The following is a 23170-nucleotide window of genomic DNA, read 5'->3' as shown; positions in this document are numbered from 1 at the left end:
TTTCATGTGCAGTGATCAGATGTGTGCCACAGCCTAGTGGGCGCACTCGGTGGCGCCCACCACTCCCCCGGACGGGCTCAATGAGAAACCCCACCCCGGCGCGCGGGCGCTTCGCGGTGGTGCGCGGCACCAGCTTCCGTGACGACTATGCCTCGTCGAGCAGGTCCGCGGTGACCGCGGATTCGGTGTCCGGGACGCCCGTCTCCTTGGCCTTCCTATCCGCCATCGAAAGCAGCCGGCGGATCCGCCCGGCAACCGCGTCCTTCGTCATCGGCGGGTCGGCCAGCTGGCCCAGCTCCTCGAGCGACGCCTGGCGGTGCTGCACCCGCAGGCTGCCCGCTGCGGCGAGGTGGTCCGGCACGTCCTCGCCGAGAATGTCGAGCGCCCGCTCGACCCGGGCCGCGGCCGCGACCGCGGCCCGCGCCGACCGGCGCAGGTTGGCGTCGTCGAAATTGGCGAGCCGGTTCGCGGTGGCCCGCACCTCCCGGCGCATCCGCCGTTCCTCCCAGGTCAACCGCGTGTCCTGGGCACCCATCCGGGTCAGCAGCGCGCCGATGGCGTCACCGTCCCTGACGACGACCCGGTCCGCACCGCGTACCTCACGCGCCTTCGCCGACACCCCGAGGCGCCGCGCCGCACCGACCAGTGCGAGGGCGGCCTCCGGACCCGGGCAGCTGATCTCCAGCGCCGACGAGCGGCCCGGTTCGGTCAGCGAACCGTGGGCGAGGAACGCCCCCCGCCAGGCGGCCTCCGAGTCGACGATGCTGCCGCCGACGACCTGGGCGGGCAGTCCGCGCACCGGCCTGCCCCGCATGTCCAGCAGCCCGGTCTGACGCGCGAGGGCCTCCCCGTCCTTGTTCACCCGCACGATGTACCGGGCGCTCTTGCGCAGTCCACCCGCGCCGAGCACGTGCACCTCGGCGCCGTAGCCGTAGAGGTCGTGGATCTCGCCCCGCAGTCGGCGGGCGGTCGAGCCGAGGTCCACCTCGGCCTCGACGACGACCCGGCCGGCGACAATGTGCAGTCCGCCTGCGAAACGCAGCAACGACGACACCTCCGCCTTGCGTGCGGACACCTGGGTCACCACGAGCCGACTCAGCTCGTCCTTGACCTCTGCTGTCATTGCCACGAACTGGGCTCCCTTCCCGTGTGTGTCGATTCCGCTTCGCGGTCGTCGGTGTCTCCGGCCGCACAGCCGTGCCGATCCCCCCGCGCGAGCGCCGCCGACGCGATGTCGTCGAGTGCGGCGGCGAGTTTGCCCGGGTGATGTGTGGCGGTTCCGGGTCGCGCGACGTCGGCATAGCCGACGGTGGCGCCGAGGCGCCCGGCCGCGCGGCACAGATGTTCGCGTTCGCGTCCGGCCGGGACCGATTCCGCATCGACGAGGACGTCGTCGACCCGCAGGTCCGGCGCGTGCTGCGCGAGGACGTGCAGGTGCCGTTCGGCGGAGAAGCCCGCGGTCTCCCCCGGTTCCGGTGCGAGGTTGAGGATCAGCGCCTTGCGCGCTCTCGTCTCCCGCAGCGCTGCCGCCAGTTCGGGCACCACCACGTGCGGGATGACGCTGGTGAACCACGAGCCGGGCCCGAGCAGCACCAGATCCGCCCGCCCGATCGCGGCGAGCGCGTCGGCGGTGGCCGGAGGATCGGGCGGCACGAGCCGGACCCGACGCACCTGACCGGGCGTCGTCGCGACCGCGACCTGCCCGCGAATGGTCCGGCACACCCGCGGATCGGCCTCCAGCCCCACCACGTCCGCCTCGATGGCGAGCGGGATCGGCGACATCGGCAGGACCCGGCCGCGGATGCGCAGCACCCGGGCCATCTCGTCGAGCGCGCTGACGGTGTCGCCGAGCACCTCGGTGAGGCCCGCCAGGATCAGGTTGCCGACGGAGTGACCGGCCAGCGCGCCGGTGCCGCCGAAACGGTGCTGCAGCGTCGACGTCCAGGTCCGCACGTCGGGTTCGTCGGCGGCGAGGGCGGCGAGAGCCATCCGCAGATCACCAGGCGGGATGACGCCGAGTTCGGAACGCAACCGGCCCGACGAGCCACCGTCGTCGGCGACCGTGACCACCGCCGTCACGTCGTCACTGAGCCGCCGTGCCGCGCTGAGTGTCGCGTACAGTCCGTGCCCGCCGCCGAGCGCGACGATCGACGGACCCCGCCCGTCCCGTTCCGGCACCGTCATTCGCGCCCCAAATCGCGGTGCACGACCTTCACCGTGATGCCCGTGTCCGCCGCGAGCCGGGCCGCGAGGGCCTCGGTCATCGCGACACTGCGGTGTTTGCCGCCGGTGCATCCGACCGCGATCGTCATGTAGCGCTTGCCCTCCCGGCGGTATCCGTTCGTCGTCAATTCGACGACGTGATGGTAGGTGTCGAGATAGTCCTGCGCGCCCTCCTGGCCGAGGACGTAGTCACGCACGGAGTCCTCGCGGCCGGTGTGTTCGCGCAATGCGGGGATCCAGTGCGGGTTGGGCAGGAACCGTACGTCGCAGACCAGGTCCGCGTCCATGGGCAACCCGTACTTGAATCCGAACGACTGCACGGTCACCGCGACGGACGCGGCGTTCCCGCCGCCGAACGCGGCCTCCACCCGGTGTCGCAGCTCGTGCGCAGAAAGCGAGGACGTGTCGATGACCAGGTCGGCATCGGCGCGCACGGGCGCCAGCCGGGCCCGCTCGGCGGCGATGCCCTCGATCAGCGTCCCGTCGCTGCCCTCGCTCTGCAGCGGATGGCTGCGCCGGTTGTGCTCGAATCGGCGCACCAGCACGGCGTCGCTGGCCTCGAGGAAAAGCACCCGGGTGCGGGTCGCCTTCTCGGCGACCTCCTTGACGACCGTCGCCAGTTCGCCGGTGAAGCGCCGGCTGCGCACGTCGATGACCACCGCGAGTTTCGGGATCCGCGAGGTCGGGGACAACCCGAGGTCGACCATCCGCGTGATCAGCTCGGGGGGCAGGTTGTCCGCGACGTACCAGCCCATGTCCTCGAGCACCTTCGCGGCCGTGCTCAGGCCCGCACCGGACAGTCCGGTCACCAGGGCCACGTCGATGTCCAGCTGTTCGCGGGCGTTCTCGGTCACTCGACTCCTGCCCTTCTCGACTCCGCGGTTCTCGATTCGGTAATCATCGATCGCGGATCATCATCCCCCACGCGGACCGAATCGTCGGTTTCCTCCGCCGTGGTGTCAGCGGTGTCACCGATGATCTTCACCGCAGTGCCGCCCGCGTTCTCCGCCGGCGCGTCCCCGCCGAGCGCCGCGAGTACCGCCCTGGCTGTCGTGATCCCGACTCCGGGAACGGCGGTGATCTCCTCGACCGTCGCCTCCTTGAGCTTCGCGACGGAACCGAAGTGGGTGACGAGCGCGGTGCGGCGGGTCTCGCCGAGACCCTTCACCGAATCGAGCGCGGACGCGGTCATCCGGCGCGAGCGCTTGCTGCGATGGAAGGTGATCGCGAATCGGTGCGCCTCGTCCCGGACCCGCTGCAGCAGGAACAGAGCCTCGCTGGTGCGCGGCAGGATCACCGGGTCCTCCTCCCCCGGTACCCACACCTCCTCGAGACGCTTCGCGAGGCCGACGACCGCGACATCGGTGATGCCGAGGTCGTCGAGGACCGCCGCGGCCGCGGTGACCTGTGGCTTGCCGCCGTCGACGACGAACAGGTTCGGCGGGTACGCGAACCGCCGCGGCCGGCCCGTCTGCGGGTCCAGCGCCGCGGCCGGCGCGAGATCGCCGCCGTTGGATTCCGCCGCGAGGGCGCCGACGCGGGCATCCGACTCCGCCGGTTGACCGGTCAGCGGTGCCCCGTCCACGGGCGGCACCGCCGCCGTGTCCTGCGCGTGCCGCAGGAACCGCCGCCGGGTCACCTCCGCGATGGAGGCGACGTCGTCGGAGTGACCGTCCCCGGCGGCCTCCCTGATCGAGTAGTGCCGGTAGTCGGACTTGCGCGGCAGGCCGTCCTCGAAGACGACGAGGGAGGCGACCACGTCGGTGCCCTGCACGTGGCTGATGTCGATGCACTCGATGCGCAACGGCGCCTCGTCCAGGTCGAGCGCCTCCTGGATGCCCTGCAAGGCCGCCGAGCGCGACGTCAGGTCACCCGCCCGCTTGAGCTTGTGTTGCGCGAGAGCCTCTTTCGCGTTGCGTTCGACGGTCTCGGCGAGGGTCTTCTTGTCGCCGCGTTGCGGGACCCGCAGCGACACTGCGGACCCGCGGAGCCCGCTGAGCCACTCCTGCAACTTGTCCACGTCGGCGGGCAGCACCGGCACCAGCACCTCCCGCGGCACGACGGTCACCTTGTCGGCCTGCAGTCCGGGCTGGTCGGCGAGCGCGGCCTGTTCGCCGTAGAACTGGGTGACGAACTGTTCGACGAGGTCCCCCAACCCGCCGTCCGCGTTGTCGTCGCTGTCGCCGGTGAGTTCGACGACCCAGCCGCGCTGTCCGCGGACCCGGCCGCCGCGCACGTGGAACACCTGCACGGACACCTCGAGGTCGTCCGCGGCGAACGCGACGACGTCGGCGTCGGTGCCGTCGCCGAGCACCACGGCCTGCTTCTCCAGCGCCTTGCGCAGCGCCCCCAGGTCGTCGCGGAGCCGGGCCGCGCTCTCGAAGTCCAGGTCGTCGGAGGCACGCTGCATACGGTGCTCGAGTTCACGGACCAGTTTGTCGGTGCGCCCGGCGAGGAAGTCGCAGAAGTCCTCGACGATGCGCCGATGCTCGGCGGCGCTGACCCGCCCGACGCACGGCGCGGAACACTTGTCGATGTAGCCGAGCAGGCAGGGGCGGCCGATCTGGTTGTGCCGCTTGAACACTCCCGCCGAGCAGGTGCGCGCCGGGAACACCCGCAACAGCAGGTCGAGGGTTTCGCGGATCGCCCAGGCGTGCGAGTACGGACCGAAGTAGCGGACGCCCTTGCGGCGCGGGCCACGGTAGACGAACAGCCGCGGGTACTCCTCGTTCAGCGTCACCGCGAGCACCGGGTAGGTCTTGTCGTCGCGGTAGCGGACGTTGAACCGGGGGTCGAACTCCTTGATCCAGTTGTACTCGAGCTGCAGCGCCTCGACCTCGGTGCCGACCACCGTCCACTCGACGCTGCCCGCCGTGGTGACCATCTGCCGGGTCCGCGGATGCAGCGAGGCGACGTCCGCGAAATACGAGTTCAGCCGGCTCCGCAGGCTCTTCGCCTTGCCGACGTAGATGACCCGGCCGTGGGGATCGCGGAACTTGTACACGCCCGGCTGCGTCGGAATGGTTCCGGTGGCGGGACGATAGGTGGCGGGATCGGGCACGAATCCAGGTTAGTCGGATGCTCCGACGCGCCGCGGACCGGCGAGTCCGCGGCGCACGTCGGGGTCAGCCCCGATCGTCGGGTGCGTACCTGGCGGCCAGCGTCCGGAACGACCGCACGGCAGAGACGGCGTGATCGCGGTCGTTGGCCTGGATCGCCATCACCGGGATGTACTCGTCGTCGGGCAGCTCGATCCGGGCCCAGGCGGCCCCGTCAGGGAACGACAGGCCGCGCACCAGGTCCCATTCCACCCGGCGCTCGCCGAACGCGTTGCGGACCAGGACACCGTCCGCGTTCGCACGCAGCCGCGGCCGGGCGAGCAGCAGAACCAGGCCCGCAAGCAGGACGCCGATGCCGACCATCGCCAACTGGTCGATCAGCCGGAAGTACACCCCGGTCGCGGAACTCCGGAGGAAGATGCCGAGCACGACGAACAGGACCACGCAGGCGGCGGCCACGATCATCGCCGCTCTGGCCGACTTGCGGCAGCGGACGTCGAGGTCCCAGGTGGCCACTCAGTTCCCCGCTCGCTCGCGCAGGTTCTTGAGGGTGACCGCGGTGTCGATCGCCGCGGCGCACGCCTGCCCACCCTTGTCCTCCACGGAGCCGGGCAGCCCGGACCGGTCCCGGGCCTGCTGCTCGTTGTCCGTGGTCAGCACCCCGTTCGCGACGGGGGTTCCCTCGTCGAGCGCGATCCGGGTCAGTCCGTAGGTCACGGCGTCGCACACGTACTCGAAGTGCGGTGTGCCGCCGCGGATCACGACACCCAGCGCCACCACGGCGTCGTGGGTGCGGGCCAGCTGCTGCGCGACGACGGGGAGTTCGATCGCGCCGGCCACCCGGACCAGGGTGACGTCCTCGATCTGCGCCTGCTTCGCCACCCGCTTCGCCCCGGCGATCAGCGCCTCCGAGATCTCGGGGTGCCACGAGCCGGCGACGATTGCGAGCGTGAGGTCCTTCGCCTGGCCCAGCTGCAGGTCGGGCAGTCCCTGTCCGCTCACAGCGCGCCGCCCTGCTCGAACTCGTCGAGTCCGGCCAGGTCGTGGCCCATCCGGTCCCGCTTGGTGCGCAGGTAGGTCAGGTTCTCGGCGTTGGCGCGCAGCGGCATCGGCACCCGCTCGAGGATCTGCAGCCCGTAGCCGTCCAGGCCGACGCGCTTGGCCGGATTGTTGGTCAGCAGCCGCATCGACGTGATGCCGAGGTCGACGAGGATCTGCGCACCGATGCCGTAGTCACGGGCGTCGGCGGGCAGTCCGAGCTCGAGATTGGCGTCGACGGTGTCGGAGCCGGCGTCCTGCAGCTGGTACGCCTGCAGCTTGTGCATGAGGCCGATGCCGCGGCCCTCGTGCCCGCGCATGTACAGCACCACGCCCCGCCCCTCGGCCGCGACCATCTCGAGCGCGGCGTCGAGCTGCGGGCCGCAGTCGCAGCGCAGCGAACCGAACACGTCACCGGTCAGGCACTCGGAGTGCACCCGGACGAGTACGTCGCCGCCGTCCCCGTCGGGGCCGGCGAGGTCGCCCTTGACCAGGGCCACGTGCTCGACCTCGTCGTAGATGCTCTGGTAGCCGACGGCCTTGAACTCGCCGTGCGGGGTGGGGATCCGCGCCTCGGCGATCCGCACGACGTGCTTCTCGTGCTTGCGGCGCCACGCGATCAGGTCCGCGATGGAGATCAACGCGAGGTTGTGGTCGTCGGCGAAGACGCGCAGCTCGTCGGTCTGGGCCATGTGACCCTCGTCCTTCTGGCTGACGATCTCGCAGATCACGCCGGCCGGGCGCAGGTCCGCCATCCGGGCCAGGTCGACGGCGGCCTCGGTGTGGCCGGGCCGGCGCAGCACGCCGCCCTCCTTGGCGCGCAGCGGCACGACGTGGCCGGGGCGGGTGAAGTCGCCCGCGCCGGAGTTCGGGTCGGCGAGCAGTCGCATCGTGGCGGCCCGGTCGGACGCCGAGATGCCGGTGCCGATGCCTTCCTTCGCGTCGACCGTGACGGTGTACGCGGTGCCGTGCTTGTCCTGGTTGGACGAGTACATCGGGGGCAGCCCGAGCCGGTCGCAGTCCTCGCCGTCCAGCGGAACACAGAGGTACCCGGAGGTGTAGCGGACCATGAAGGCCACCAGTTCGGGTGTCGCCTTCTCGGCGGCGAAGATGAGGTCGCCCTCGTTCTCGCGGTCCTCGTCGTCGACCACGACGACCGCCTTGCCTGCCGCGATATCGGCGACTGCGCGCTCGATACTGTCGAACCTGGTCACGTCCTGCGCTCCATCATTCTCGAATGCGTCGTGCACCCTTGAGGTGCACCTCAACAGTACGGCCCCCTCCGTGTGAGGCCGTCACCGTGTCCTACCGGGCGGTACCCACCAGGCCCTACCGGCCGGCGTTCTGCAGCCGCTCGACGTACTTGGCGATCACGTCGACCTCGAGGTTCACCAGCGTGCCGGGTGTGGCTGTCCCGAGGACCGTCAGCGCGAGCGTGGTCGGGATCAGCGAGATCTCGAACCACTCCCGATCCGCCTCGCCGCCGAGCGCGGACACCGTCAGCGAGACTCCGTCGACGGTGATCGAGCCCTTCTCCACCACGTACCGCGAGATCGAGGCAGGCAGAGAGATCCGCACGACCTCCCAGTTCTCGGACGGCGCGCGGCTGACGATCGATCCGGTGCCGTCGACGTGCCCCTGCACCAGGTGGCCGCCGAGCCGGCTGTTCAGCGCGGCCGCACGCTCGAGGTTCACCTTGCTGCCGACGACCAGGGCGCCGAGGCTCGACCGGTTGAGCGTCTCGGCCATCACGTCGGCGGTGAAGGAGTCGCCGTCGACGACGTCGACGACGGTCAGGCAGACGCCGTTGACCGCGATCGAGTCACCGTGGCCGGCGTCGGAGGTCACCAGTGGGCCACGGACCGTGAAGCGGGCCGCGTCGGCCAGGTCCTCCTTGGCGACGATCTCGCCCAGTTCTTCGACGATGCCGGTGAACACAGTCTCTGTATCTCCTCGTGTGGTGGGTGACGCGTCTTCGATTGTCGGAAGCCGGGATCGTCAGGGACGTTCGGGGCCGTCGGGCCGTTCCGGGCGCAGGGTCAGCAGCAAGTCGGGTCCGAGGGTCTCGACCGACTCGCGTTCGAACCGCAACGCCTGCGCGATGGTGCCGACCCCAGCATCCTCCACGGCCGCGGCGCCCGCACCGAGCAGTACCGGTGAGAGGAATGCCTGAACGCGGTCGACGAGCCCGGCGGCAAGGAACGCCCCCGCCAGTCGCGGACCGCCCTCCAGCAGTACGTCCGGCCGGTCGGTGAGCGCGGCGAGCACCTCGTGCGGGTCGCGGGTGCGCAGCACCAGCGTTTCGGCGGCGTCGTCGAGAATCCGGGCCGAGTGCGGGATCTCGCGTTCGCCCACGACGACCCGGAGCGGTTGCCGCGCCGCGAGGGTGCCGTCCGGTTCGCGGGCGGTCAGCCACGGGTCGTCGGCGAGTACGGTGCCGGTACCGACGACGATCGCGTCGAGCTTCGCCCGGTCGGCGTGCACGCGGGCACGGGCGGCCGGCCCGGTTATCCACTGACTGGTTCCGTCGGCGGCGGCGCTGCGGCCGTCGAGGGTGGCCGCGAACTTCCAGGTGACGTGGGCTCGGCCGGTGCGCTGCCGGTGCAGCCACGCGCGCAGCGGCCCGGACGCGACGAGTTCGGCCCCGATTCCCCCGGCCACGTCGACACCGGCGGCACGCAGGGTGGCCGCGCCACCCGAGGCCTGCGGGTTCGGGTCGGCGACGGCGTAGACGACGCGGGCGATCCCGGCCTCGAGCAGCGCGTCCGCGCACGGTCCGGTGCGACCGACGTGGTTGCACGGCTCGAGGGTGACGACCGCGGTGCCGCCGCGGGCGCGGGGACCGGCGGCGCGCAATGCCATCACCTCGGCGTGCGGCCCGCCGACCGGACTGGTCGCGCCGACCCCGGCGATCGCACCGTCGGTGTCGAGAATCACAGCACCGACCGGCGGATTCGGGCTGGTGGTCCCGCGCACCCGTTCGGAGGCGTCGACCGCCACCTCCAGCGCGGTCAGCTCTTGCGCCGAATCCGGCACGTCACACGGCCAGGGTCAGGTGCGGCGACACCGACGCCGCCTGCGCGCGCAGCTTCCGGACCGCCTCGCCCGGGTCGGCGGCGCCGTAGACGGCGGAGCCTGCGACGAAGCAGTCGACACCCGCCTCGGCGGCGGCCTCGACGGTGTCCGTGTTGATGCCGCCGTCGATCTCGACGATCAGCGTGAGCTCACCGGAGTCGACCAGCCTGCGCACCGCGCGCGCCTTGCTCAGCACCTCCGGGATGAACGACTGGCCGCCGAAGCCGGGCTCGACACTCATCACCAGCAGCGTGTCGAACTCCTTGAGGATCTCCAGGTACGGCTCGATCGGGGTGCCCGGCTTGACCGACAGGCCGGCCCTCGCGCCCGCGGCGCGGATGTCGCGGGCCACGCCGATCGGGTCGTCGGTGGCCTCGGCGTGGAAAGTGACGTTGTGCGCGCCGGCCTCCGCGTACGGCGGCGCCCAGCGGCCCGGGTTCTCGATCATCAGGTGGCAGTCGAGCGGAATGTCGGTGGCCTTGAGCAGCGACTGCACGACCGGCAGTCCAAGCGTCAGGTTGGGCACGAAGTGCGCGTCCATCACGTCGACGTGCAGCCAGTCGGAGCCGGCCACGGCGGCGGCCTCGTCGGCGAGTCGAGCGAAATCGGCGGACAAGATGGACGGAGCGATCATCGGGTGAGCCACACCTGCGAGTTTAGTGGGTGCCCGGATCGTCCTCGCCGCGGCTGGCGCGCAAGCGCTTCGGGGCCTTCAGGCGCCATGATTCGGCGAGTAGCTCCACCAATCGATCGCGGTCGACGATGTCGAGATCGACCAGGATCGCGCCGTGTCCGTCGTAGTGCGCGGTGGTGAAGTACGCCGGATCACCGGAGGCCAGCAGCGCCTCCTTCTCGTCGAGTCCGCACATCAGGACCAGTCCGCCCTCCGCCTCCGACCTCAGCCGCGCGAAGCCCTTCCCCGCCACCTTCAGCGCGGGCGTGCGGTACCAGGTGGATTCCTCGACCTCCGGCAGCCGGCTCGCGAGGGCCACCACGTCGTCCCAGGTGTGCATGGAATCGAGTGTGCGCCACCGCGACCCGGCAAGCTTGGACGAACGGGAACCGCGCGCGGCGGGCCCCTCGCGGCTACGCTCGACCGGTGACGCCCGATCGCATCGTCCGCCTGCGGCGTGAGGCGTGGGGATTCGCCATCGGATCGGTCCTGTTCGCGGTCGGGGCGGTGCCGCAGTACGCCGAGGCGGTCGGGCCCGTCCTCACCAACCTCACGTTCTTCGTCGGCGCCGTCTTCTTCACCGTCGCCGCCCTGATCCAGCTCGCCCTCAGCGGCAGACGGGCGCCCCGGCGCCACACGAACCCGGCGGACCGGGCCGACTGGTGGGCTGCGGCCGTCCAGTTCGGCGGCACGCTCTGCTTCAACGTGAGCACGACGGACGCCCTGATCACGGCCGTCGACACCGAGACACGCCTGTCCGACGGCTGGCGACCCGACGCCGTCGGCTCGATCTGCTTCCTGGTCGCCGGCGGCCTCGCGGTCGTCGCCACCAGGGATCGCCACACACTCTGGGACACGCGGGCCCGGACGTGGCACGGCACCTGGCTCAACATGCTCGGATCCGTCTTCTTCGCCTTCTCTGCCGTCGGCGCGTACACGCTTCCCGCGACCGACGACCTCGTCAGCTCGTTCTGGGCGAACCTGGGCACCTTCCTCGGCGCCCTGTGCTTCCTCGCCGCAGCGTTGTTGAGCCGACGCTCGATCCACCCGGGCGCGGCACGGGCCGCCGTGCCCTGACCGGGCCGCACCGTCCCGGCCGCCGACACCGGCAGCGTGGGCGATTTGCCCTATTCTCGGGTGCGCCCTTGTCACCACACCCTCAGAGAGAGTTCATGAGACGCGCGTCGCGCACACCTCGAAGACCCGTCCCGCCCCGCACTGATCACGGCGCCCTCCCCGCACCGGGAGTGAGCCCGTGCTGACCGCCCTGAGCATCCTCCTCGGCATCGTGGTCGTCCTGCTGATCACCGCCCTGACCGGCTACTTCGTCGCTCAGGAATTCGCGTTCATGGCCGTGGACCGGTCGCGGCTCAAGGCCCGCGCCGAAGCCGGCGACGCCACCGCCACCCGCGCCCTTGCCGTCACCCGCCGCACCTCGTTCATGCTGTCCGGCGCCCAACTGGGCATCACCGTCACCGGACTGCTCGTCGGTTACGTCGCCGAGCCACTCATCGGGCGCGGACTCGGCGACGCGCTCGGCGGGATCGGCATCCCCACCGCGGTGGGTGTCACGGTCGGCGCCGTCCTGGCGGTGCTGTTCTCCACGATCGTGCAGATGCTCTTCGGTGAACTGTTCCCGAAGAACCTCGCGATCGCCCGCCCGGAACCCGTCGCCGGACGCCTGGCGTTGTCGACGACGATCTACCTCAAGCTGTTCGGGTGGCTGATCCGGCTGTTCGACCAGTCGTCGAACCTGCTGCTGCGGGCCCTGCGGATCGAACCGGTCCACGATGTGGAACATTCGGCGACCCCGCGCGATCTCGAGCACATCGTTGCCGAGTCCCGGGACACGGGCGAGCTGCCGAGAGAGTTGTCGGCGTTGCTCGACCGCGTCCTCGACTTCCCCACCCGCACCGCCGAACACGCGATGATCCCGCGGGCCCGGGTGGACACCGTCCGCGCCGACGACCCGATCGAGACCGTGCTCGCCCGGATGGGTTCGGGTCACACCCGCTACCCGGTGGTCGGATCCTCCAGCGACGACCTGCTCGGCGTGATCCACCTGCACGACCTGCTCGGGCCGGAACCCGACGGCACCGCCGAGGCCCACATTCGACCGGCGGTGATCGTGCCCACCACGCTGCCGTTGCCGGACGTGCTCACGCAGCTCACCACCGCGAGGGACGAGATGGCGCTCGTCATCGACGAGTACGGCGGGTTCGCCGGCGTGGTCACCGTCGAGGACATGGCCGAGGAACTGGTCGGGGAGATCGCCGACGAGCACGACCCGGCCCGCGAGGCCAACGCGGTCGAGGCCGTCGACGGCGGCTGGCTGATCCCGGGCGGGGTCCACGTCGACGAGGTCGCGCGCATCCTCGACGAACATCTGCCGGAGGACGACGACTACGAGACCCTCGCCGGTCTCGTCATCGCCGAGTTCGGCGGGCTCCCCCGGGCCGGGGACACGCTGAGCATCCGACTGCCCGTCGACCCGGCCGATCTGGTCGCCGACGAACCGCCCCCGCCGACGTCACTGCACGTCGAGGTGCGGGCCGTGGAGAAGCACGTGCCGTCGTCACTGTTCGTGACCGTCCGCACCGACGGAGAGGAGCCGAGCCGATGAGCAATCCGTGGATCGTCCTGGCGGTCACCGTCGCCCTGATCGCGGCGAGCGCGTTCTTCGTCGCGGTCGAGTTCGCGCTCATCGCGGCCCGCAGGCACCGGCTCGAGGACGCGGCCCCGACGAGCCGGTCGGCACGGGCGGCGCTGCGCAGCGCCTCCGAGCTGTCGGTGCTTCTCGCCGGGTCGCAGCTCGGCATCACCGTGTGCACCCTGGCCCTCGGTGCGGTGACCAAACCCGCCGTGCACCACTGGCTCACCCCACTCTTCGCCGACTGGGGCGCACCCGCGTGGCTGGCCGACGTCGCAGGCTTCGTCCTGGCCCTGCTCATCGTGACCTTCCTGCACCTGGTGGTCGGCGAGATGGCACCGAAGTCGTGGGCCATCGCACACCCGGAGAGGTCCGCGACGATCCTGGCGATCCCGATGCGCGGCTTCATGTGGCTCACCCGGCCCCTGCTGACGTGGCTCAACCGGATGGCGAACCGGCTGCTGGAGAAGGTCGGTGTCGAGCCGGTCGACCACGTCGGGTCCGGACAGGACCCGGAGGCGCTGCGGCACCTGGTCGAGCACTCCGCGACGGTCGGCACGCTCGACGAGCGGTACCACGGTCACCTCACCAGCGCACTCGAGCTGGAGTCGCTCACCGTCGGCGACATCGTCCGCCCGAACGCGGACCCGAGCAGCGTCGACGGGGATGCCACGGTCGAGGAGATCCGTGCCGTCGCCGACCGCAGCGGGCACCTGCGGCTGCTGGTCCGCGGCGCCGACGCCATCGAGGGCGTGCTGCACGTGCGGGACAGCGTGCGAGCGCCGACCGGCCTCCGTGCCCGCGACCTGATGCGGCCGGTGCTGGCACTCGACGTCGGGACGCCGGTGTACGAGGCACTGGCCACGATGCGCGAGACCCGCAGCCACATCGCCGTGGTGCGCGGCGAGGACGATCGGCTGGTCGGCCTGATCACCCTCGCCGACGTCCTCGCCCGCCTGCTGCCGACCAACGGCGTCGCGACCTGACCCGGCCCGTGGCGGCGGGAACGGCCCTCGGGTCGTCCGCCGCCACGGACCTGTCGTGGGCCGCCGCGCCTGCCTAGACTGACCACATACCCGGGATGGTCGGCCGGGGTGTGAGGTGAAAGGCATGGACGGCCACGACAGACCGGGCCGCCCGATTCCCACCGGGTGGATCTCGTGAACGCGGGCACCGCACTCAACGTCGCCCTCGTACTGGCTTTCGTCCTGATCGGCGGCGTGTTCGCGGCGACGGAGATCGCGCTGGTGTCGATGCGAGAGAGCCAGCTCCAGGCGTTGTCCCGGCGCGGCCGCCGCGGTGCCCGGACCGCCCGTCTCGCCCGCAATCCCAACCGGTTCCTGTCCGCGGTGCAGATCGGCGTCACCGTGGCCGGGTTCTTCTCGGCGGCGTACGGAGCCTCCACGATCGCCCCCGATCTCGCACCCACCCTGCGGGACTGGGGTCTGCCGGGCGAGGCGGCCGATGCGGCGGCCCTGATCGGAACCACGCTGATGGTCGCGTACCTGTCGCTGGTCCTGGGCGAGCTGGTGCCGAAACGCATTGCGCTGCAACGATCGACTGGTGTCGCACTCGCCACCGGGCCGCCCCTGGATCGGTTCGCCACCCTGGTGCGACCGGTCATCTGGCTGCTGTCCGGCACGACCGACCTCCTTGTCCGGATGCTCGGCGGCGACCCGGCCCGCAAGTCGGAGGACGTCACACCCGAGGAATTGCGCGAACTCGTCACCGGCCACCGCGCACTGCCCGAGGAACAACGCCGCGTGCTGTCGGAGGTGTTCGACGCCGGCGAACGTTCCCTCACCGAGGTGATGCGGCCGCGCACGGACGTCGACTGCCTGGAGGCGGACACCACGGTCGACGACGCCCGCGAACAGGCGATCACACTCGGACACAGCCGGTTTCCGGTCGTCGTCGGCGGTTCGCTCGACGACGTCGTCGGCTTCGTCCACGTCCGCGACCTGCTGCGCGCCGATCCCGGCCGCGGGTCCATCGTCGCCGACCTGTGCCGGCCGCTGCTCCAGTTCCCCGGTAGCAAGCGGGCGCTGGCCGCACTCGCCGAGATGCGCCGGGACCACGAGCAGATGGTCCTCGTCATCGACGAGTACGGAGGCGCCGCGGGCATCGCGACGCTCGAGGACATCGTCGAGGAGGTCGTCGGCGAGATCGGTGACGAGTTCGACCGCACATCGCCCGCCGTCCCCGACGCCGCCGGGCAACACAGCCACACCGTCGACGGCCTGCTCGTCGTCGCCGACTTCGAGAAGAGCACCGGTGTCCGCCTGCCGCCCGGACCGTACGACACGGCGGGCGGCTTCCTGCTGCACCGGTTGCAGCGCCTCCCCCGGGTGGGCGACGAGGTGACCGTTGCGGGCCACCGGCTGACCGTGAGCGAGCTCGACGGCCATCGCATCGCCCGGATCCACGTCGCCGCGCCCGGTCGTCCACCGGCGCAGACGCGCGGCTCCCTGCGTCACCGCGATCCGCGCGAGCAGGACTCGACACAGAAGAAGATGTAACGCCTGCTACTTTTCCCTGTGTGATGGAATCCGAAACGTCGCGGTCGCGATGGATGGTGCTGATGGTGAAGCTGGCGGCACAGCCGTCGCGGCACCGTGTCGCGGTGTGGCGTGAACTACGCAAGGTCGGCGCCCTGTCCCTGGGGCAGGGCGTCTGGGCGGTGCCCGACGTGCCGGTGTTCGCGCCCGGACTCACGCGGGCGCGGGAACTCACCGATCGGGCCGGCGGCGAGACCGTGATGCTGCGGGCCTCGGGTGTCACGGACGACGACGGCGACCGATTCGAGGCGATGTTCACCGCGGCACGCGAGGACGACTGGTCGGAGTTCCTGGCCGACTGCGGGAAGTACGAAGCGGAGCTGGACAAGGAGATCCGCACGGCCAAGTTCACGCTCGCCGAGCTCGACGAGGAGGAGCAGAGCCTCGACCGCCTGCGCCGCTGGCATCGCGACATCAAGGCCAGGGACGTGTTCGGCGCACCGAGCGCCGCCGCCGCCACCGAACGACTGCGGGTGTGCACCGAGCGACTCCAGGACTACACCGAGCGCGTGTTCGAGGCGCTCCACGGCGCCGATTCGGCGACCACCGACGGGGACGAGGCGCGGGCATGAACGCACCGCAGACGGCCGCGACGCGGTGGCAGCTGTGGCCGCTGTACGCGGCGGGGTTCACCACCGCGTTCGGAGCGCACTCGGTGGCAGCCAGCCTCGGGTCGGAGGGCAGCGACCTGCACACGTCGCTGCTGTACCTGGGCCTGCTGCTGGCCCTGTACGACGGCGCCGAAGTCGTGCTCAAGCCGGTGTTCGGCACGCTCGCGGACCGGATCGGGGCACGGCCGGTGATGATCGGCGGCCTGATCGCGTTCGCGGTGTGTTCGGCGGTGTTCGTGGCCGCCGACGACACCGCCTGGCTGTGGGTCACGCGACTGGGGCAGGGTGCGGCCGCGTCGGCGTTCTCCCCCGCCGCAGGCGCGCTGGTCGCGCGGCTGAATCCGAGCGCGTCGCACGGCCGCGCGTTCGGGAGCTACGGCTTCTACAAGAGCCTCGGTTACACCCTCGGCCCTCTGCTCGGCGGTGTGATCGTCTGGCTCGGCGGGCTGCCCGCACTGTTCGTCGTGCTCACCTTCGTCGCCGCCGCGACCGCGGTGTGGGCGACGCTCGCGGTCCCGACGGTGCCGCCGCTGCCCAAGTCGCGCCAGACGCTGCTCGGGTTGGCGCGCCGTCTGAGCGACCGGACGTTCCTCGGACCGACGACCGCACTCGCCGCGGCGACCGCCGCCCTCTCGGTGGGCGTCGGCTTCCTGCCGGTGTCCGGCGCCGCCGCCGGACTCGGCCCCGTCGCCACGGGTGCCGCGGTCTCGGTGCTCGCCGCCACCGCGGCGGTGGTGCAGCCCCGCGTCGGGCGTGCCCTCGACGCCGGACGCTTCTCGGCCTCGGCGGGGATGACCACCGGAATGGTGATCACCGCCGCGGGTCTGGCGTTCGCGATGGTCCCCGGCCTGGCCGGGGTGCTGCTCGCCGCGGTCGGGATCGGTGTGGGCACCGGGGTGATCACACCGCTCGGGTTCGCCGCGCTCGCGTCGTCGACCCCGCCGGAACGCATCGGCCAGACGATGGGCGCCGCCGAACTCGGACGCGAACTCGGCGACGCCGGCGGCCCGCTGCTGGTGGCCGGCGTCGCGGCGGCCGCAACCCTCACGGCGGGCTTCGCCGCGCTCGCGGCGGTCGTGGCGGCGCTGTCGGCGACCGGGCTGCGACGCGGCGCAAGCAGCACCGTGGACCGGTCACGGTAGCGACCCCGCCAGCTGTCGGGTCGTCGGCCTCGGCGACGACCCGACACCGAAGCCGACACGGGGCGCGGTGTGCGCGCAATCGCCCGACACGCCCCTGGTCTGGCGTCGTGGACACCCCGAATCACGAAGCGTCGCCCCGCATCACCGGTCGGCACCTCTCCTACCTGGCCTTTGCCGGGATCGTGGTCGTGTACCTGGCGATCATCCAGTTCGGCGGGCACCTGATCGCCGGCTGGGCCGACGAGGACGACATCCTGACCACCCGCGGGGTGGTCTTCACCATGCTCATCCCGCTCGGACTCGCCCTGGCGTTCACCTACGGTGCCATCGCGGCTCTGGGGTGGTGGCGTCCGGCCATCACCGACGACCGCCCCGTCAACCGCTGGGCGTGGTTCGTGCCCGTCCTCGTCGTCAAACGGCGCGACATCGAACCGTCCCGCCGCGTCGACGGTGACACGATGTCGGCCCCCGCCTGACGGCGCCGACCCGGCACCGGACTACCGGCGTCCTCGCTCGGATTCGGCCCGATCCGGATCGAGATCGACGGCGACCGTGACCGCCCCGGCCGCGTCCCGGCTGCTCACGGCGTGCCCGGTTCGCGTCCCCTCGGGCAGTTGCACCTCGATCTGCCCACCGTCTCCGGTGAAGTTGCGCCACCACGACTTCTGGTCGGGCATCGCGACCCGGATCAGCAGCTCGTCCCCCTCGCGCCGGTAGGAGACGGGAAGCTCGACCCTCGAACCCGACCGACGCCCGGTGTAGCCGACGACGACGATCCCCCGCCCGAGCATCCGCCCGACGACCGGAAGGGAAAGGGCAGGCACGACCAGCCTGTTGGCGAACGCCGCCGCTCGCGAGAATGCACTCATGGCGCCGAGTCTGCCCCGTGACGGCGCTCCTCGCCACGCGGGCCGACGCCCGCTGTCACTCCGGCTTGCGCAGCGCCGCCATGAACATCGCGTCGGTGCCGTGCCGGTGCGGCCACAGCTGCACGCCGGGGCCGGCGCCGAGTCCGGGGACGTCCGGGACGAAGTCGCGGGTGTCCAGCTGCGTCACCCCGTGCCTGCGGACCGCGTCGGCGACCACCGCGACGGTCTCCGACAGGTGCGGCGAACAGGTGGAGTACAGCACCACGCCGCCGGGCCGGACCAGGTTGATCGCCGACGCCAGCAGCTCACGCTGCAGGGTGACCAGTCCGGTGACGTCCTCGGGGCGGCGTCGCCAGCGTGCCTCGGGCCTGCGCCGCAGCGCACCGAGACCGGTGCACGGGGCGTCGACGAGGATCCGGTCGAATCCCGGTGTCAGGCCGGGATCGCGACCGTCGGCGACGTGCACGTCGACCGGCAACCCGCGGGTGGTCTTGCGGACGAGGTCGGCGCGGTGCGGCGCGGGTTCGACGGCGTCGACGCGGGCACCGTCGATGTCCGCGAGCGCACCGAGCAGGGCGGCCTTGCCGCCGGGGCCGGCGCACAGATCCAGCCATCGCCCGCCGTCCGCACCGACGACCGGCGCGAGGGTGAGGGCGCGAGCCACGAGCTGGCTGCCCTCGTCCTGCACGGCGGCCAGGCCCTCCCGGACCGGTTCGAGCAGGCCGGGGTCGCCGCCGTCGAGGTGCACCGCGTACGGCGAGTAGGGGCCGACCTCGCCGCCGGTGATCAGCGCCAGCTCCTCGGCGGAGATCTCCCCTGGCCGCGCGACCAGGTGGACGGCGGGGCGGGCGTCGTCGGCGGCGAGGACCTGCTCGAGTTCCGCGGCGTCCGCGCCGAGCGCGTCCGCGAACGCCTGCGCGATCCACACCGGGTGGGCGTACCGGAACGCGAGATGCCCGACCGGGTCCCGCGCGGCGTCGGGGGCGAGCGCGGTCACCCACTCGTCCTCGGACTTCTCCGCGACGCGACGGAGCACCGCGTTGACGAATCCGGCTCGGCCACCACCGAATTCGGTGCGCACCAGGTCCACCGAGGTGTCGACGGCGGCGTGCGCCGAGATCCGGGTGCGCAGCAACTGGTACGCACCGAGGCGCAGCACGTCGAGCAGCGGGCCGTCGATCTCGTCGACCGGCCGGCCGGCACCGGCGGAGATCACCGCGTCGAGCAGGCCCTGGGCCCGGCAGGCGCCGTAGGTGAGTTCGGTGGCCAGGGCCGCGTCCCGGCCGTCGATGCCCCGTTCGCGCAGCAGCGCGGGCAGGACCAGGTTGGCGTAGGCGTCGCGTTCGCGGACCGCGCGCAGCACGTCCCGCGCCGCGAGCCGGGGCCGATCGACACCGGCACCGTCGGGCCGCTTGGCCTGGCGCGGACGAGTGTTGGGCCGCTTGGCGTTCCGGTTCCCGGACCCGGGCTTCTGCCCGGATTCGGCCCCGGCACGGGGTCCGCCGCGATGGCCACGGGAGGGACGACGGGACTCGGTCACTGTGCACGCACCTCGGGGTCGAGGCGCGCTCCACGCGCCCAATCTGCTGCCGCCATGAGCTTCTTTCCTTGTGGTTGAACCTGGCTCAACCGGACCGCGGTCGTCGCGGTCCCGACGTAGCAGCCGTCCTTGCGAACCAGGAACTGTCCGGCCTCCAGCGGCTCGGGCAGTGTGCCGTCCGGGACCGGGGTCACCGGGCCGACCTTGAGCCGCAACTCCCCCACCTGCGTCCACGCGCCGGGCGCGGGTGTCACCGAGCGGACCAGGCGATCCACCGCCTGCGCCGGGGCATCCCAGCGGATCCGCGCCGACTCCACGGTGACCTTCGGGGCGTGTGAGACGCCGTCGACGGGCTGCGGCACGGCGGTCAGCGCACCGTCCTCGATGCCGTCGAGGACGGACTCGAGCAGCACGGCGCCGCTGTCCGCGAGCCTGCCGAGCAGGTCACCGGTGGTGTCGGTGTCCCGGATACGTTCGGTGGCGACCCCGAACACCGGCCCGGTGTCCAGGCCCTCCTCGAGCTGGAAGACGCTGGCGCCGGTCATGTCGTCACCGGCCGCGATCGACGCCTGCACCGGAGCCGCGCCTCGCCACGAGGGCAGCAGCGAGAAGTGCAGGTTCACCCAGCCGTACTTCGGGACGTCGAGCACCGGACGCGGGAGCAGCGCGCCGTACGCGACGACGGGGGCGCAGTCCGGCGCCAGTTCACGCAGCCGCGACAGGAAGTCGGGATCCGACGCGCGGGCCGGGGTGAGGACTTCGATGCCGTGCTCGTCGGCGAGCAGGCCGACGGGTGACCGGGTGACCTTGCGGCCGCGACCGGCGACGGCGTCGGGGCGCGTCACCACGGCGACCACCTCGTGGCGCGGCGAGGCGAGCAGCCGGGCCAGGGACGGGACTGCGGGCTCCGGGGTGCCCGCGAAGACGATGCGCATGTCAGCGGCCCCCGACCGTGACACCGGCACGGAACCAGTCGGATTCGCGGATGGTCCGCATCGCGACCTTGCGCGCCTCGGGTTCCATCCGGGACGGGAACAGCACCCCGTCGAGGTGGTCGGTTTCGTGCTGGACGCACCGCGCCATGAGCCCGCTGTACTCGAAGGACACCGGCTCGCCGTGCTGGTCGACGCCGGAGACGCGGACATCCATCGCCCGCCGGACGTCGCCGCGCACACCGGGAATGGACAGGCACCCCTCGCTCCGCACGTGCTCCTCGCCACCGAGCACCTGGTAGGTGGGGTTGACCAGGTGCCCGACCATGCCGTCGCAGTCGTAGGCGAACACCCGCAGCAACACTCCGATCTGCGGGGCCGCGATCCCGACGCCGCCGCGATCACGCATCGTGTCGAACAGGTCCGTCACCAGTTGCTCCAGCTCGCGGTCGAAGGTGACCACCTCGTCCGCTCGGGTCCGGAGGACGGGATCGCCGAAGAGGCGAACGGGCTGGATACTCACGTGGCTGCTCCCGGGGAACTCGATGCGGTGTCGTGAACAGTCTAAGGATGCGCGCGGGCCATCCCGAACCGACTGACGACGAGCGGGGCGACAAGCGGGTGAAGGAACACGCAGTTCCCGGTGCGGATGGCTGACCTCGAAGTCGGGTAGTCGGCTACTCGTGTGTTCCCGCACCGGGGACATCAATCTGGACGGGTGGACACGGAGCCTGCTGCGCGGCGGCGGTTCTTGCCAACACCTCGACCGATCGGCCGGCGAGGTCGAGGCGTCACGGCTGCGAACACAGCGACGTTGTTCACGCATTCTCAGCACCTACTGATCACCCAAGGATCCAGGAGGAGGGGGCCACGATGTCAGGAAAGACGGAGGCCGCGACTTTGACCACCGGTGGTGGTTACTCGACACAAGTCAAGCCGAACACCGATCCGTTTCGGCCGCGAAACCGCGATGATGCGGCCCGCGAGGCCGAACCGCTGGTCCACGCCTACGGGCCCGGCGCCATTTGCGACACCGATACCCGAGGATTCCCGACTCCGGGAAACCGATCACCGGCCGAACTCATCATCAATGCGCCGGAGGGGTTCATTCCACTTTGGGCGAAAGACGTCACCCTGCGGTGGCGATTTCAGGAACGATCCATGCTCCTCTTCGAGAACCCGGATTCCGCCAGAACGGCTGTCAAGAAGCTGTTCGGGAAAGCGCTATTGGCGTGGGGTGACGCAGCTCCGGTCAAATTCACCGAGCGAAACGACGCCTGGGACTTCGAGATAGTGGTGAGGGAGTCCGATCGATGCAGCGTCAACGGGTGTGTCCTGGCGAGCGCCTTCTTTCCCGACCCGGGCCGCCACGAACTGGTGATCTATCCCCGAATGTTCACGCAGAGTGAGAACGAACAAGTGGAGACCCTGGTTCATGAAATAGGTCACACCTTCGGTCTTCGGCACTTCTTCGCGAACATCAGCGAGACCGCCTGGCCCAGCGAACTGTTCGGGAAGCACAAGCCACTCACCATCATGAACTACGGCAGCCAGAGTGTGTTGACCGATGACGACAAAGCTGATCTGAAAAGCCTGTACCAGGCTGCGTGGAGCGGTGAACTGTCGGCGATCAATGGAACTCCTATTCAACTGACGGTGCCGTTCAGCAGTATCGGAGCACGGTAGGAGGTGCCCTGCGCACTCTCGCGCCGAGAAACCCCACGAGGTCAGCGCCCGATCATGCCGATCATGCCGGTGCCGAGCGGTACCGGTACGCACGCCGGCGCGGGAGCCGCCGGGTCGAGTGCCTGCCGGACGAGGCCGACGGTGAACGCGTCGTAGACCATGTTCATGTGGCCGGTCTTGTTCTGCGGGCACATGTCCTGGATCAGGATGTTCGTCGCGCCCGCACCGCGCAGCGCGATGTTGGTGTACGGCTGGATCATCTCGTCGTAGCGGGTGCCGATCGTCGTGTACTGCACCCCGGGCACCGTGTCGCTACCGCCGTTGAGTCCGGCGAGAAAGTCCGAGCCCTGCGCCTGCTGCTCGACCGCCGTGGTGGTGAACAGGCTGACCACCTGGCGCCCTCCGGGGACCGCGTCCGCCACGGGGACGAGGCCGTAGAAGATGCCCCCGTAGCTGGGTGAGGCCACTCCGACCCACCGGTCCACGACCGCCGCGCCGCCGAGCTTGTTCACGAAGTAGCGAGTCACCGTCGCGCCCTGGGAGAAGCCGACGAGGTCCACCTTCTCGGCGCCGGTCGCACCGCGCACGCGGTGGACGAACTCGGCGACCTGATCCGCGCTGAGGTACATGTCCTCGGTGCCGAACGTATCTGCGCCCGGAGCTCCGCCGTAGTTCACGGCGAACACGCAGTAGCCGTCGGCCTTCAGCCGAGGGGCGATGGCGGCCCAGTCGGAGTAGGAGTTCGAATCACTGCCGTGCGCGAGGATCACCGGGTTCGGGTGGCGATCGGTTGGCAGGCACCCGAAGTCGTTGGTTCCGGGCGGAACGCTGCCGGGGTGGGCGTCGGCGTAGTCGGCGGCTGCGGCGTGGGTCGTCTGCACAGGGCCCGGCACCGTCGGCGTCTGTGACACCGACGGGGTCCCGACCGGCGGACCCACGCTGCCCGGATCCGCCGAGCCCGCCACGCTGCCGAGATCCGGCGCTGCCACCGCCGCGGCGGGCCACACCCCCAGCGCACCGACACACGTCAGCGCTGCCGCCACCACGTTCCTGAACATTGCGTTTCCCCTCCCGACCCAAATGGTGTCGTCCATCATCGCCGAGTTACCAGGAG

General features: G+C 71.1%; 24 protein-coding genes. 8 read left to right on the top strand and 16 right to left on the bottom strand.

Annotated features, from left to right (window positions below; all coding sequences use genetic code 11):
- Nucleotides 1-145: 145 nt before the first annotated feature.
- From whiA to ACWDUM_RS19675, 11 genes are all read right to left on the bottom strand, one after another.
- Nucleotides 146-1129: a DNA-binding protein WhiA gene (gene whiA, locus ACWDUM_RS19725; RefSeq protein WP_450115666.1), complete on the bottom strand. Its 984-nt coding sequence runs from the start codon at nucleotides 1127-1129 to the stop codon at nucleotides 146-148.
- Complete coding sequence (locus tag ACWDUM_RS19720; RefSeq protein WP_450135253.1) at nucleotides 1120-2184, bottom strand: gluconeogenesis factor YvcK family protein; 1065 nt, start codon at nucleotides 2182-2184, stop codon at nucleotides 1120-1122. The genes whiA and ACWDUM_RS19720 overlap by 10 nt, the downstream gene beginning before the upstream one ends.
- Nucleotides 2181-3077 carry an RNase adapter RapZ gene (rapZ, locus tag ACWDUM_RS19715; protein ID WP_450135252.1) on the bottom strand — a complete coding sequence of 299 codons (897 nt, stop codon included), beginning with the start codon at nucleotides 3075-3077 and terminating at the stop codon, nucleotides 2181-2183. Before rapZ ends, ACWDUM_RS19720 begins: the two co-directional genes overlap by 4 nt.
- A complete protein-coding gene (gene uvrC, locus ACWDUM_RS19710; RefSeq protein WP_450135251.1) occupies nucleotides 3074-5284 on the bottom strand; it encodes an excinuclease ABC subunit UvrC in 2211 nt (736 codons plus the stop codon). The genes rapZ and uvrC overlap by 4 nt, the downstream gene beginning before the upstream one ends.
- 64 nt (nucleotides 5285-5348) lie before the next feature.
- A complete protein-coding gene (locus ACWDUM_RS19705; RefSeq protein WP_450135666.1) occupies nucleotides 5349-5747 on the bottom strand; it encodes a PH domain-containing protein in 399 nt (132 codons plus the stop codon).
- Nucleotides 5748-5798: 51 nt separating this feature from the next.
- Nucleotides 5799-6284: a 6,7-dimethyl-8-ribityllumazine synthase gene (ribH, locus tag ACWDUM_RS19700; RefSeq protein WP_450115662.1), complete on the bottom strand. Its 486-nt coding sequence runs from the start codon at nucleotides 6282-6284 to the stop codon at nucleotides 5799-5801.
- The gene (locus ACWDUM_RS19695; protein ID WP_450115661.1) at nucleotides 6281-7534 is read right to left on the bottom strand and encodes a bifunctional 3,4-dihydroxy-2-butanone-4-phosphate synthase/GTP cyclohydrolase II; all 1254 of its coding nucleotides are present in this window, start codon (nucleotides 7532-7534) and stop codon (nucleotides 6281-6283) included. The genes ribH and ACWDUM_RS19695 overlap by 4 nt, the downstream gene beginning before the upstream one ends.
- Before the next feature lie 115 nt (nucleotides 7535-7649).
- Nucleotides 7650-8258 (bottom strand): riboflavin synthase, encoded by a 609-nt coding sequence (locus ACWDUM_RS19690; protein ID WP_450135250.1) that lies wholly within the window; start codon nucleotides 8256-8258, stop codon nucleotides 7650-7652.
- 60 nt (nucleotides 8259-8318) lie between these two features.
- Complete coding sequence (ribD, locus tag ACWDUM_RS19685) at nucleotides 8319-9356, bottom strand: bifunctional diaminohydroxyphosphoribosylaminopyrimidine deaminase/5-amino-6-(5-phosphoribosylamino)uracil reductase RibD (RefSeq protein WP_450135249.1); 1038 nt, start codon at nucleotides 9354-9356, stop codon at nucleotides 8319-8321.
- A 1-nt stretch (nucleotide 9357) separates the two neighbouring features.
- Nucleotides 9358-10041 carry a ribulose-phosphate 3-epimerase gene (gene rpe / locus ACWDUM_RS19680; RefSeq protein ID WP_450135248.1) on the bottom strand — a complete coding sequence of 228 codons (684 nt, stop codon included), beginning with the start codon at nucleotides 10039-10041 and terminating at the stop codon, nucleotides 9358-9360.
- Nucleotides 10042-10051: 10 nt separating this feature from the next.
- Nucleotides 10052-10408, bottom strand: a complete 357-nt coding sequence (locus ACWDUM_RS19675; protein ID WP_450115657.1) for an MmcQ/YjbR family DNA-binding protein — start codon at nucleotides 10406-10408, stop codon at nucleotides 10052-10054.
- Between the two features lie 86 nt (nucleotides 10409-10494).
- On the opposite strand from ACWDUM_RS19675, the gene ACWDUM_RS19670 reads away from it, so the two are divergent.
- The 7 genes from ACWDUM_RS19670 to ACWDUM_RS19640 all read left to right on the top strand — a co-directional run bounded on the left by ACWDUM_RS19670 (nucleotide 10495) and on the right by ACWDUM_RS19640 (nucleotide 17505).
- On the top strand, nucleotides 10495-11145 hold the full coding sequence (locus ACWDUM_RS19670; RefSeq protein WP_450135247.1) for a hypothetical protein: 651 nt from the start codon (nucleotides 10495-10497) through the stop codon (nucleotides 11143-11145).
- A 178-nt stretch (nucleotides 11146-11323) separates the two neighbouring features.
- Nucleotides 11324-12691, top strand: a complete 1368-nt coding sequence (locus ACWDUM_RS19665; RefSeq protein WP_450135246.1) for a hemolysin family protein — start codon at nucleotides 11324-11326, stop codon at nucleotides 12689-12691.
- Nucleotides 12688-13704 (top strand): hemolysin family protein, encoded by a 1017-nt coding sequence (locus ACWDUM_RS19660; RefSeq protein ID WP_450135245.1) that lies wholly within the window; start codon nucleotides 12688-12690, stop codon nucleotides 13702-13704. Before ACWDUM_RS19665 ends, ACWDUM_RS19660 begins: the two co-directional genes overlap by 4 nt.
- Nucleotides 13705-13878: 174 nt before the next feature.
- Complete coding sequence (locus tag ACWDUM_RS19655) at nucleotides 13879-15237, top strand: hemolysin family protein (RefSeq protein WP_450135244.1); 1359 nt, start codon at nucleotides 13879-13881, stop codon at nucleotides 15235-15237.
- A gap of 23 nt (nucleotides 15238-15260) precedes the next feature.
- A complete protein-coding gene (locus ACWDUM_RS19650; RefSeq protein WP_450135665.1) occupies nucleotides 15261-15848 on the top strand; it encodes a Chromate resistance protein ChrB in 588 nt (195 codons plus the stop codon).
- Entirely contained in the window at nucleotides 15845-17029 is a 1185-nt protein-coding gene (locus tag ACWDUM_RS19645; RefSeq protein ID WP_450135243.1) for an MFS transporter, read from the top strand. The genes ACWDUM_RS19650 and ACWDUM_RS19645 overlap by 4 nt, the downstream gene beginning before the upstream one ends.
- 107 nt (nucleotides 17030-17136) lie before the next feature.
- On the top strand, nucleotides 17137-17505 hold the full coding sequence (locus ACWDUM_RS19640; protein ID WP_450135242.1) for a hypothetical protein: 369 nt from the start codon (nucleotides 17137-17139) through the stop codon (nucleotides 17503-17505).
- A gap of 21 nt (nucleotides 17506-17526) precedes the next feature.
- On the opposite strand, the gene ACWDUM_RS19635 is transcribed toward ACWDUM_RS19640, so the two are convergent.
- From ACWDUM_RS19635 to def, 4 genes are read right to left on the bottom strand one after another with little or no spacing between them, the layout of a single operon-like run.
- A complete protein-coding gene (locus ACWDUM_RS19635; RefSeq protein ID WP_450115650.1) occupies nucleotides 17527-17898 on the bottom strand; it encodes a hypothetical protein in 372 nt (123 codons plus the stop codon).
- Between the two features lie 55 nt (nucleotides 17899-17953).
- On the bottom strand, nucleotides 17954-19438 hold the full coding sequence (locus ACWDUM_RS19630; RefSeq protein WP_450135241.1) for an RsmB/NOP family class I SAM-dependent RNA methyltransferase: 1485 nt from the start codon (nucleotides 19436-19438) through the stop codon (nucleotides 17954-17956).
- The gene (gene fmt, locus ACWDUM_RS19625; RefSeq protein WP_450115648.1) at nucleotides 19435-20373 is read right to left on the bottom strand and encodes a methionyl-tRNA formyltransferase; all 939 of its coding nucleotides are present in this window, start codon (nucleotides 20371-20373) and stop codon (nucleotides 19435-19437) included. Before fmt ends, ACWDUM_RS19630 begins: the two co-directional genes overlap by 4 nt.
- Nucleotide 20374: 1 nt before the next feature.
- Entirely contained in the window at nucleotides 20375-20893 is a 519-nt protein-coding gene (gene def, locus ACWDUM_RS19620) for a peptide deformylase (protein WP_450135240.1), read from the bottom strand.
- Nucleotides 20894-21243: 350 nt separating this feature from the next.
- On the opposite strand from def, the gene ACWDUM_RS19615 reads away from it, so the two are divergent.
- Nucleotides 21244-22056 carry a matrixin family metalloprotease gene (locus ACWDUM_RS19615; protein ID WP_450135239.1) on the top strand — a complete coding sequence of 271 codons (813 nt, stop codon included), beginning with the start codon at nucleotides 21244-21246 and terminating at the stop codon, nucleotides 22054-22056.
- A gap of 41 nt (nucleotides 22057-22097) precedes the next feature.
- Here ACWDUM_RS19615 and ACWDUM_RS19610 read toward each other — a convergent pair whose 3' ends face one another.
- Entirely contained in the window at nucleotides 22098-23114 is a 1017-nt protein-coding gene (locus ACWDUM_RS19610; RefSeq protein ID WP_450135238.1) for an esterase/lipase family protein, read from the bottom strand.
- Nucleotides 23115-23170 lie beyond the last annotated feature (56 nt).

It is taken from the genome of Rhodococcus sp. NPDC003322, assembly GCF_053589555.1.
This window is presented reverse-complemented; position numbering and strand designations above follow the sequence as displayed.

Coding starts and splice junctions, on each gene's coding strand:
- ACWDUM_RS19610 (WP_450135238.1), bottom strand. CDS start 23,114: ATGTTCAGGAACGTGGTGGCGGCAGCGCTGACGTGTGTCGGTGCGCTG.
- ACWDUM_RS19645 (WP_450135243.1), top strand. CDS start 15,845: ATGAACGCACCGCAGACGGCCGCGACGCGGTGGCAGCTGTGGCCGCTG.
- ACWDUM_RS19650 (WP_450135665.1), top strand. CDS start 15,261: ATGGAATCCGAAACGTCGCGGTCGCGATGGATGGTGCTGATGGTGAAG.
- fmt (WP_450115648.1), bottom strand. CDS start 20,373: ATGCGCATCGTCTTCGCGGGCACCCCGGAGCCCGCAGTCCCGTCCCTG.
- ACWDUM_RS19660 (WP_450135245.1), top strand. CDS start 12,688: ATGAGCAATCCGTGGATCGTCCTGGCGGTCACCGTCGCCCTGATCGCG.
- ACWDUM_RS19635 (WP_450115650.1), bottom strand. CDS start 17,898: ATGAGTGCATTCTCGCGAGCGGCGGCGTTCGCCAACAGGCTGGTCGTG.
- ACWDUM_RS19675 (WP_450115657.1), bottom strand. CDS start 10,408: ATGCACACCTGGGACGACGTGGTGGCCCTCGCGAGCCGGCTGCCGGAG.
- ACWDUM_RS19705 (WP_450135666.1), bottom strand. CDS start 5,747: ATGATCGTGGCCGCCGCCTGCGTGGTCCTGTTCGTCGTGCTCGGCATC.
- ACWDUM_RS19615 (WP_450135239.1), top strand. CDS start 21,244: ATGTCAGGAAAGACGGAGGCCGCGACTTTGACCACCGGTGGTGGTTAC.
- ACWDUM_RS19720 (WP_450135253.1), bottom strand. CDS start 2,184: ATGACGGTGCCGGAACGGGACGGGCGGGGTCCGTCGATCGTCGCGCTC.